This is a genomic window from Bacillus sp. SG-1 (genome assembly GCF_000181495.1).
Taxonomy (GTDB): Bacteria; Bacillota; Bacilli; order Bacillales; family Bacillaceae_B; genus Rossellomorea.
The window spans coordinates 26,579-37,061 of sequence record NZ_ABCF01000027.1 but is presented as its reverse complement, the minus strand read 5'-3'; the positions used below and the strand labels follow the sequence as shown (position 1 = coordinate 37,061).

12 protein-coding genes are annotated in these 10,483 nt (G+C 42.1%); all 12 read right to left on the bottom strand.

Going from position 1 to position 10,483, the window contains the following annotated elements; genetic code table 11:
- Positions 1 to 143 precede the first annotated feature (143 nt).
- Positions 144 to 1,508: a replicative DNA helicase gene (dnaB, locus tag BSG1_RS12025; RefSeq protein WP_006837317.1), complete on the bottom strand. Its 1,365-nt coding sequence runs from the start codon at positions 1,506 to 1,508 to the stop codon at positions 144 to 146.
- Between the two features lie 128 nt (positions 1,509 to 1,636).
- Positions 1,637 to 2,086 (bottom strand): 50S ribosomal protein L9, encoded by a 450-nt coding sequence (rplI, locus tag BSG1_RS12020; RefSeq protein WP_006837316.1) that lies wholly within the window; start codon positions 2,084 to 2,086, stop codon positions 1,637 to 1,639.
- A complete protein-coding gene (locus tag BSG1_RS12015) occupies positions 2,083 to 4,056 on the bottom strand; it encodes a DHH family phosphoesterase (protein ID WP_006837315.1) in 1,974 nt (657 codons plus the stop codon). The genes rplI and BSG1_RS12015 overlap by 4 nt, the downstream gene beginning before the upstream one ends.
- Before the next feature lie 31 nt (positions 4,057 to 4,087).
- Complete coding sequence (locus BSG1_RS12010) at positions 4,088 to 5,023, bottom strand: YybS family protein (RefSeq protein ID WP_052302389.1); 936 nt, start codon at positions 5,021 to 5,023, stop codon at positions 4,088 to 4,090.
- 341 nt (positions 5,024 to 5,364) lie between these two features.
- Entirely contained in the window at positions 5,365 to 5,598 is a 234-nt protein-coding gene (rpsR, locus tag BSG1_RS12005) for a 30S ribosomal protein S18 (RefSeq protein WP_044022817.1), read from the bottom strand.
- A 43-nt stretch (positions 5,599 to 5,641) separates the two neighbouring features.
- The gene (ssb, locus tag BSG1_RS12000) at positions 5,642 to 6,181 is read right to left on the bottom strand and encodes a single-stranded DNA-binding protein (RefSeq protein WP_044022816.1); all 540 of its coding nucleotides are present in this window, start codon (positions 6,179 to 6,181) and stop codon (positions 5,642 to 5,644) included.
- A 78-nt stretch (positions 6,182 to 6,259) separates the two neighbouring features.
- The gene (gene rpsF, locus BSG1_RS11995) at positions 6,260 to 6,547 is read right to left on the bottom strand and encodes a 30S ribosomal protein S6 (protein ID WP_006837311.1); all 288 of its coding nucleotides are present in this window, start codon (positions 6,545 to 6,547) and stop codon (positions 6,260 to 6,262) included.
- Between the two features lie 204 nt (positions 6,548 to 6,751).
- Positions 6,752 to 7,396: a DUF1129 family protein gene (locus tag BSG1_RS11990; protein WP_006837310.1), complete on the bottom strand. Its 645-nt coding sequence runs from the start codon at positions 7,394 to 7,396 to the stop codon at positions 6,752 to 6,754.
- Positions 7,365 to 7,724 carry a PadR family transcriptional regulator gene (locus tag BSG1_RS11985; RefSeq protein WP_044022815.1) on the bottom strand — a complete coding sequence of 120 codons (360 nt, stop codon included), beginning with the start codon at positions 7,722 to 7,724 and terminating at the stop codon, positions 7,365 to 7,367. Before BSG1_RS11985 ends, BSG1_RS11990 begins: the two co-directional genes overlap by 32 nt.
- 167 nt (positions 7,725 to 7,891) lie before the next feature.
- The gene (ychF, locus tag BSG1_RS11980; RefSeq protein ID WP_006837308.1) at positions 7,892 to 8,992 is read right to left on the bottom strand and encodes a redox-regulated ATPase YchF; all 1,101 of its coding nucleotides are present in this window, start codon (positions 8,990 to 8,992) and stop codon (positions 7,892 to 7,894) included.
- A gap of 232 nt (positions 8,993 to 9,224) precedes the next feature.
- Complete coding sequence (locus BSG1_RS11975; RefSeq protein WP_006837307.1) at positions 9,225 to 9,422, bottom strand: DUF951 domain-containing protein; 198 nt, start codon at positions 9,420 to 9,422, stop codon at positions 9,225 to 9,227.
- A gap of 12 nt (positions 9,423 to 9,434) precedes the next feature.
- Complete coding sequence (locus BSG1_RS11970) at positions 9,435 to 10,385, bottom strand: mechanosensitive ion channel family protein (RefSeq protein ID WP_006837306.1); 951 nt, start codon at positions 10,383 to 10,385, stop codon at positions 9,435 to 9,437.
- Positions 10,386 to 10,483: the final 98 nt, after the last annotated feature.

The window sequence follows — 10,483 nt, the reverse complement described above, 5'->3', positions numbered from 1 at the left end:
GTGTTTACCGAAAAGTATTTCTCTTATAAATCAAAATGCCTCCCTTAACGGGTTCCAAAACCATCACCACCTAACCAAACCACAACAGCTGACAAACTGCTGAAACACATGAAAAAGAGCCGAAGAATATTCTCCTCGACTCTTTATGCACCAGGCGGAACACCTGCGTCATCATACCTTCGTTCCAGGTTGACGAACTTATTATATTCTTTAACGAATGCGAGCGACACTGTTCCGACAGGGCCGTTACGCTGCTTGGCGATGATGATTTCTATGATATTCTTATTCTCTGATTCTTTATCATAGTAATCGTCACGGTATAAGAAGGCAACGATATCGGCATCCTGCTCGATACTTCCTGATTCACGGATATCTGACATCATCGGGCGTTTGTCTTGTCGTTGCTCAACCCCACGTGAAAGCTGGGAAAGGGCAATGACTGGGACTTCCAATTCACGGGCAAGCCCTTTCAGCTCACGGGAGATTTCCGAAACTTCCTGCTGACGGTTTTCGCCTGAACGTCCGCTTCCCTGGATGAGCTGCAAGTAGTCAATCAAGATCATTCCGAGGCCGTTCTCCTGCTTAAGGCGGCGGCACTTGGAACGGATCTCCCCGATTTTGATACCAGGGGTGTCATCAATATAGATTCCGGCATTTGAAAGACTTCCCATCGCCATTGTCAATTTGCGCCAGTCCTCATCAGTCAGGGACCCTGTACGCAAATTCTGGGCATTGATGTTGCCTTCCGCACAAAGCATACGCATGACGAGCTGCTCGGCACCCATCTCCAAACTGAAGATCGCTACGTTTTCATCCGTCTTGGTTGCCACGTTCTGTGCAATATTAAGGGCAAAGGCCGTCTTACCAACAGAAGGACGGGCGGCTACGATGATCAGGTCATTTCGCTGGAATCCTGCCGTCATTTCATCTAAATCGGCAAAGCCTGTAGGGATGCCCGTAACATCTTCCGTCCGGTTATGCAGAAGTTCGATATTGTCATAGGCACGGACAAGGACATCTTTAATGTCATGGAATGCACCGGCATTTTTACGCTGTGCGACTTCCATGATGTTTTTCTCGGCTTCACTTAACAGAGCGTCGACTTCATCTTCACGAGAGTAGCCATCCTGTGCAATCGTGGTCGCCGTTCGGATCAGCCTTCTTAGAAGCGATTTCTCTTCGACGATTTTGGCATAGTATTCAATATTGGCGGCTGTTGGGACAGACCCTGCCAATTCACTGAGATAAGAAACTCCGCCGACATCTTCGAGTTCTTTCATGGCAGAGAGTTCCTCTGTGACTGTGATCAAGTCGACAGCTTTCCCCTTATCACTGAGGTTCAGCATCACATTGAAGATCTTCTGGTGGGAACTGCGGTAGAAATCTTCAGGAATCAGTGATTCAGATGCCTGGGTAAGGGTACTTGGTTCCAAGAAAATGGCTCCAAGGACAGCCTGCTCTGCTTCTATATTTTGCGGTGGAACATGATTGGATAATATTTCATTCATATAGTGTAAACCTCCTGAGAGAAGGATTTTATTTCAATAGAAAAAATGTGATCGGCATAACCACCAGATCACATTTATATAAGTCTATTCTATTTTAACACGTTTTTCGGTAAAATCGATTTCCAATATTAGTTTTCTTCTGTAACGTGTACTTTTAAAGTAGCCGTTACATCCGGGTGAAGCTTAACTGGTACATTTGTGTACCCCAATGAGCGGATGGCATCGTTCATTTCGATTTTCCGCTTATCGACTTTGATTTTATGGGTTTTCTTCAGTTCATCAGCAATCTGCTTGCTTGTGATAGAACCGAACAGGCGCCCGCCTTCACCTGATTTAGCTTTCATCTCAACAGTCAGGTTTTCCAGTGTTTCTTTTAATTTTTTTGCTTCAGCCAGCTCTTCTGCCGCCTGCTTTTTTTCTTTGTTCTTTTGACCTTCCAACTGACTTACGCTGGAGTTTGTTGCTTCTACTGCAAGGCCTTGTTTGATGAGGAAGTTATGTGCGTATCCATCGGCAACATTCTTCACTTCACCTTTTTTACCTTTTCCTTTTACATCTTTTAGAAATATAACTTTCATGATTCTTTTCCCCCTTCAAAGTATTCATCCAACACCATTTTAAGGCTGTTTTCTGCTTCCCCGACGGTAATGCCAGGCAGCTGTGTAGCGGCATTAGTCAAATGTCCTCCGCCTTGGAGGCTTTCCATGATGATCTGAACATTTACTTCCCCAAGTGAACGGGCGCTGATACCGACCAGGTCATCGGTTCTTTTTGATAGAACGAAGGATGCTACGACACCATCCATCGTAAGGAGTGTATCAGCTGCCTGTGCAATCAATACAGGGTCGTAAATAACATCTTCCTCACCTTTGGCAATTGCCACTCCCTCATAATAGAAGTCGACGGTTTCAATCAGTCTTGATCGCTTGATATAGGTATCTACGTCTTCTTTTAAGAACTTTTGGACAAGCACTGTATCTGCACCCTGTCCTCTTAAATAAGATGCTGCATCGAAGGTCCTCGAGCCTGTTCTTAAGGTAAAGCTCTTTGTATCGACAATGATGCCTGCCAATAATGCTGTAGCTTCCATCATTGAAATTTTCTCATGCTTAGGCTGATATTCCAGTAATTCCGTTACAAGCTCGGCTGTCGAAGAGGCGTACGGCTCCATGTAGACGAGCAAAGGATTCTTAATGAAATCCTCTCCGCGGCGATGATGATCGATAATGACGACCCTTTCAGCCCTTTGCAGAAGTCTTTCTTCGATGACGAGTGACGGTTTATGGGTATCCACGACAACGAGCAATGTGTCGTCAGTCATCAAGTCCAGAGCTGCTTCAGGTGTAATAAATTTGGAGTGCAGGTCAGGAGTTGATTTAATCTCGTTCATCAACCTCTTCACGCCGTTATCGATCTCATTGAAATTAACGACAACATAGCCTTCTTTCTGGTTCATCTGAGCCACTTTGCGTACTCCGATGGCCGCCCCGATGGCATCCATGTCAGGAAGTCTGTGGCCCATGACAATGACTTTATCACTTTCAATCATAAGTTCTTTCAAGGCATGGGAGATGACCCTGGCACGGACCCTTGTCCGTTTTTCCATTGGGTTTGTTTTCCCGCCGTAGAACTTAACTTTTCCATTCGGCTGCTTGATGGCTACCTGATCGCCGCCCCGGCCAAGAGCAAGATCCAAACTTGATTGGGCAAGGGTGCCAAGTTCCGGAAGGGTCGAGACACCCGTTCCAACACCGATACTGAGAGTGAGTGGCACGTTCTGCTTGGACGTGGTATCTCTGACATCATCCAGGATAGAGAATTTTTCTTTTTCCAGCTGTTGAAGAATCTTTTCATTAAAAACAGCGATGAAGCGTTCAGAAGAGATTCTTTTCAGCAGAACACCGGAATCTTTCGCCCACTTATTTAAGATGGAGGTTACCATACTGTTCAAGCTGCTTCGTGTCTGGTCATCCATCCCTTGAGTAAGTTCATCATAATTATCAAGAAAAATGATGGCAATAGCAGTTCGTTCTTCTTCATATTGTTTCTCAATCTCTGTCTGTTCCGTTACATCAAAGAAATAGAGAAGTCTTTCCTCTAGCTTTAAAATCACCCGGAATTTCCGTTCATTAAGAGTGACCACTTCAGTGTCCACTTCCTGCTTAATCAGCGGCACGACCGAATCAGCTACATCATAAAGAGACCGTCCTACCAATGTATCCTCATTAAAACAAGAAGCCATGAACGGATTGGTCCACTCGATATAGTAGTCATCATTAATGAGCATAATACCGATCGGCATCTCCATCAACGCTTCTTCCCCGACCCTTTTTAAACGATAGGAGAGGGTCGAGATGTATTCTTCTGTTGACTGATAGGTTTTCTTTTCATAATAAAATGCAATATAAAATACGCCGGCCAGCAGGAAAAAACCGATAACAGCGATCCACCAATTGTACAGGGCTGTTGCTGCCAGCACCAAGACTGAAACAGCTGCAAGTCCATACAGCGGATATCTGACCAATCGTTTTTTATAGTTTGATGGCATGATTTCAGCTCCTCAAATAAGAATGCTAACCTTATGACTTACGTTGAAGGCGCTGTCTAAGATCAAATCCTAAATCAATTATACCTAAAATCCTCACAAAATTAACAAGTGGAAACGATAAAACTGTGATTAAAATCAATAACCCTTTCGGCCACTTTTTCAAATGGGCAAAGAAGTAAATAAACGAAAAGCCTTGAACAACCAGCAGGAGCTGAAGTACATAAAAAAGATTATAGAGTGCCCAATGAAGATATGTACCAATCTCAGGTTTTGTAAAGATCATTAAAATTAATGTAATTAAATAATACCATACAATACTTTGCGGAAGCTTCCAATTCCTGAAAGGGGGAAACTTCGCAGATCTAACTCCCAGCTTTTTTAACAGAGGAAAATTGATATTGATAATAATGAACATCAATACAAATGCAGTTGTCAGAAAAAGAGTCGGTGTCAACACCTCTATCAGTTCAGTGACGGTCTGCAATTCCTCTATGTTATCCTGAGGAAGAGGCTGACCCAATTGTTCCGCTGTCTCAATAGCTTCGTCCATAATATGTTGAAACTGTTCTAAAACTTCTTCTATTATATTCATATTCAAAAGCAGAATAGATACAACATATTCAATGACGATACTGATTAAAAAAATAAAGCTTGATGCCATATAAATCGCCATCTTGGATTTATCATTTTTTAGCATCCACCCGATGATAATCCCTGTTGTACCAAATGATAGTGTTAATGGAACGGTAACAAAGAACGCCCCTGTCAGCAGGGAAATGACAACCGCAGCAGAGAGCATCGTAAGCCCTGGCTTTAAACCGTGCTTTTCACTGTAAATAATGAAAGGAAGCATGAGAAAAACAGTTGCAATTAAACTGATGACCGGAATATAAGCGGAAAGTAATAATAAAACAGTAAAAATCGCGAGCAATAAAGCTCCTTCCGTAAGCGTACGGGCGTTTTTCACAAAGACACCCCTCATTCATAAAACTAAGCGTTGAGTGGGTTGGAGGTGTATATTTAACCTCTCCCACCAATTCTGCGCTACTAATAATTTTATTACTTCAATTTAAAAAACGAAAGTAAACACAACTAATTTTATATGTAATTGAAAACAGATTCAATTCATTGAATTTGGGCAGTAAAAGGACTACTCGTCTCTGCCTCATACCAGTCCCCATCCACAGTATAGCTAATAAGGTTACATAATAACCATTTCTAACTAAATCGGAGAGATAATACTCTCAAAAGAAGACATTTGGAGATAAAAAAGAACAGCAGAAGTAATCCTGCTGTTCTTTCATTTATTTATTCACCTACTACGTAAGGTAGTAATGCCATTGTACGCGCGCGTTTGATAGCACGAGTAAGTCTGCGTTGGTATTTAGCGCTAGTTCCTGTCACACGACGTGGTAGGATCTTTCCGCGCTCAGAGATGAATTTTTTCAATAGATCTACATCTTTATAGTCGATGTGTGTAATTCCGTTTGAAGTGAAGTAACACACTTTACGACGTCTGCGTCCGCCTCTGCGCATTGCCATAGAAATCGCCTCCTTGCATATTTATTTTATATTTTATAAGAAATTAGAATGGAAGATCGTCATCCGAAATGTCGATCGGCTGACCGTCATTTGCGAACGGGTCATCATCCACACGCGTATAGTTCTGGTTGTTGTTGTTATTGTTATTATTGCGTTGATTCTGATTTTGACTATATGAATAGTCTTGTTGCTGTCTTTGACCGCCGCCAAAGTTGTTGCCGCCGCGTTCACCTTGATAACCAGAGCCGCCGCCTTGGCTGGCACTCTTAGGTTCAAGGAATTGAACAGATTCTGCTACGACTTCAGTCATGAAGACGCGTTTGCCGTCCTGTCCCTCGAAATTACGAGTTTGAATGCGGCCGTCAACACCGGCGAGGCTGCCTTTTTTCAAAAAGTTAGCCACGTTTTCGGCTGGACGACGCCATACAACGCAATTAATAAAGTCCGCTTCACGTTCACCCTGCTGATTCGTAAAAGAACGATTCACTGCAAGTGTGAAGGTTGCCACGGGAACCCCGTTAGGAGTGTATTTCAATTCTGGATCCTTAGTTAAACGACCCACGAGTACTACTCGGTTCATCATCAGAATCAACCCCTTCCTTCTAACTTTTGTTTCACGTGAAACAAGTCAGAAGCGTTCGTTTTTCAAAAAACGGCTGGATTATTCTTCTTCTTTGATTACGATATGACGGATGATATCGTCAGAGATTTTAGCTAAACGATCGAACTCAGAAACCGCTTCGTTGTTAGATTGGATTTTTACCAATTGGTAGTATCCATCACGGAAGTCATTGATTTCATAAGCTAAACGACGTTTACCCCACTCTTTAGACTCGACGATTTCAGCACCGTTAGATGTTAGAACGTTATCGAAACGATCAACAACTGCTTTTTTAGTTTCATCATCAACATTTGGACGGATGATGTACATAACTTCGTACTTTCTCATCTTCTAGTCACCTCCTTATGGTCTATGCGGCTCTTCTCGGCAGAAGAGCAAGGAGCAATAAATTCATTACTCACAAGTTAGAATTATATCATAGTGGACAGGCTAATGCAATAGAGCATAATAAAACCTTAAATTCCGCTCGTACATGTAGATTGATTTCCGCTGCATGCTCTGTATAGAAGAAGCAAAGTAATCTAGTTGCTCTTAAAACTTAAGCACCCTATGACGCAATACCCAGGATAGGCCTATTAGAATGACTCCAATTACTAGGGAGGTATACATTGGCCAGTTCATTTCATACTGGAAGGCATCTTGCAGTTCCAAGTAGACGAGCAGGCCTATCCAGGATGTAAATATCAGGGCACCTGCAGACAACAGCCATATGTTTGATTTCTTTTTGTACGTGGTCCACTTCATTAACTTTAAAAGCAACAGCACTACAATCCCCATGAATAAGATGGACGCAATGATAGGAGTAAGGGATACACCATTATTATCAGGGAAAAACAGAGAGAAGATTCCTGTGACAAGAAAATACCAGCTCATCCCTGAAGCTGTAATATATAGGTACATCATTACCTTATCCTTTAGGGACTCTTTTGGAAGTCCTTTCAGGAGTTCGTCACAGTACTGTTTCGGTTTAGTTCCGAATACGTCTTCAGCCGACTGACCATTTTCCTGTGCTTCAAGGAGGTGCTCCAAAATTTCAAGAAGAAGCTCTTCTCCTTCTTTTTCTGAAACATTACTCATCCGGATATACAGGAGCATATCTTCATAATACTTCTTATTTTCTTCGTTCAGCTTCTCTCTTCTTACATTATTTATCTCGATCATTTCTTTGGCCGTCATCTTTTTCCCCTCCTTTAAGGATCAAATCTATGGCAGTTCCCAATTTGGCCCATTCACTGCTGAATACTTCAAGGGCTGCCTTTCCTTCTTCTGTTAGACTATAATATTTGCGGTTGGGGCCGCTGGCTGATTTCTGCATCTTGCCTTTGATCAGCCCCTCTTTTTGCAGTCTTAATAAAATTGGATAAATCGACCCTTCACTTACAGAATCCATCCCCTTGGTGGCCAACTTCACATAAAGTTCATAGCCGTATGTTGGGCTTTCTTCTATAACGGCAAGTATGCAGCCTTCCAGAATACCTTTTAATATCTGACTTTTTATTGACATAATATTGATTCCCTCTCTAACTTGTTTTGCAAGGTAGTTGAACAAAAATAAATACCTTGTTTTACAAGATAGCTATATTTTACTGGAAATATAAAGTCATTGTCAATGAAGAAAAAGCTGTTCAATGAACCCAATTATTTGTTGGGCCATTGAACAGCTTAGAGTGTTTAAACATTAAAACGGAAGTGGATGACATCTCCGTCTTTTACGATATATTCTTTACCTTCAAGGCGGACTTTTCCTGCTTCACGCGCCGCTCCCATTGTACCGTTAGCAACAAGATCATCATAAGAAACCGTCTCAGCACGGATAAAGCCTTTTTCAAAATCAGTATGAATGATTCCAGCACATTCCGGTGCTTTCATGCCTGTCCGGAAAGTCCAGGCACGAACTTCCTGAACCCCTGCAGTAAAGTAAGTAGCCAGGCCAAGGAGATCATATGCCGCACGGATCAACTGGTCTAAGCCGGATTCTTCAATGCCCAATTCCTCAAGGAACATCGCTTTTTCTTCATCATCAAGCTCGGCGATCTCGGACTCGATTTTCGCACAGACAACGATGACCTCCGCATTATCACCTTTTGCAAACTCACGGACCTGCTGAACATATTCATTATCAGAAGGATCTGCGATATCGTCTTCACTTACATTGGCAACATAAAGAACTGGCTTGATAGTGAGAAGGTGCAAGCCTTTGACGACTTTCATCTGCTCTTCCGTGAATTCAACCGTACGAGCCGGTCTGCCTTCTTCAAATGCCTCTTTCAACTTCAGTAGGATTTCATGTTCATATGCAGCTTCTTTGTCTTTTTGCTTGGCAAGCTTCTGCACACGGGCAATTCTTTTATCAACTGATTCCAGGTCGGCAAGAATGAGTTCAAGATTGATTACTTCAATATCATCAAGGGGATTAACTTTACCTGAAACGTGAGTGATATTGTCATCAGCAAAGCAGCGAACTACCTGACAGATGGCATCTACCTGGCGTATGTGGGATAAGAACTTGTTTCCTAGTCCTTCACCTTTACTCGCACCTTTTACAATTCCTGCAATATCAGTGAACTCAAATGCTGTCGGCACGGTTTTCTTCGGTTGAACCAATTCCGTTAGTTTATCAAGACGGTAATCAGGTACTTCTACGATCCCGACGTTGGGATCGATCGTACAGAAAGGGTAGTTGGCAGACTCTGCACCTGCTTTTGTGATTGCATTAAATAAAGTTGATTTCCCGACATTCGGCAAACCAACGATTCCAGCTGTTAAAGCCATTTTGGTCACTCCTCATTAATTGGAACTATATTTATTCTGCCTGGATTTTCGGCAGCACATGTCTAAAATTATTCAAACCTTTTTTAATTATAGGTTTTAAGTGATAGAAACACAAGTGGAGGGGGGGGAGGTATGATTCAAAATGGCGGGTTGCCTGGTGTTTATGCTATTTCAGAGATAAAAAAGAGAGAGTATTCCTTATGCGATACACTCTCTTCCTGAATTCTATATTTTATTCACCAGCCGACTCCAATACCTTCTTCATTTTCTTGGAAAACTCTCTTCTCGGAAGCATGATACTGTGGTCACATCCCTGGCACTTGATCCTGATATCCATGCCCATTCTGATGATTTTCCATCGGTTGGCACCGCATGGGTGAGGCTTTTTCATTTCAACGACATCGTTCATTTGAAAGCTTTTTGGTTCCATACTGTTTCCCCCCTACTCACTATCAAGCTGTTTCCTGCTCGTTTCAATACTTTCTTCTTCCTGTCTATTATACATAACCATTCGTGGGAATGGGATTTCAATTCCATGTTCATCCAGAACGGTTTTGACGTCTTTTCTGATCTTACGTGCAATTCCCCAATGCTGCATGGGAGCTGTTTCGGCAACAATCCTCATCACTACATCGGAGGCACCTAGAGTCTGCACCCCTAAAAGGTCAGGCGGTTTTATTAAATCTTCATATTTTTGCGGCAAGGTCTGCAGGAATTCACTTAACACTTTTTCCGCTTCTTCTATGTTTTCTTCATACGCAATGCTGACATCCACAATAGCAATACTATTATGGATGGAAAAGTTGGTTACCTCGGCAATATTTCCATTCGGCAATATATGCAGTTCACCTGTCCAACTCTTGATTTTGGTCGTCCTCAGTCCTATTTCTTCAACAAATCCTTCTGCATTCCCGACTCGGACATAATCGCCAACCGAGAATTGGTCTTCAAATATGATGAAGAATCCTGTGATGATATCACGGACAAGGTTCTGTGCACCAAAACCGACGGCGAGTCCGACGATACCGGCACCGGCTAAAAGGGCACCAATCTCAACTCCCATGTTGGTTAAAATCATTGTGATTGCTATAAAATACACCACATAGGTTAGAACATTTTCAAGAAGTTTACTTAATGTAGCTTCCCGTCTCTCCGTTATTTTAAAAGGGGAACGTGACCGGACCCTGAATATATTTCTAATAATGGTTTTTCCTATTTTAAGAATAACAGCCGTTAAAATGATGATTAAAAGAATCTTTATTGAAACTATGGAAATCTTTATCCATAAGTCATCACTGATCAGTCTGTCCCAGATTTCCAATGTTGCATCTTTTGCCGTATCAACTTGATCCTGAATGTCCTCTTTTGCATTTTCTTCAATTGTCTGACTCATAAGAACTCACTCCTATAAAGCACTCTGAAAATATATTTCATTGTATCAAGTTTACCCCTATTTGAATAGCGGCAAGCAAACTATTAGAAAATTGTTTA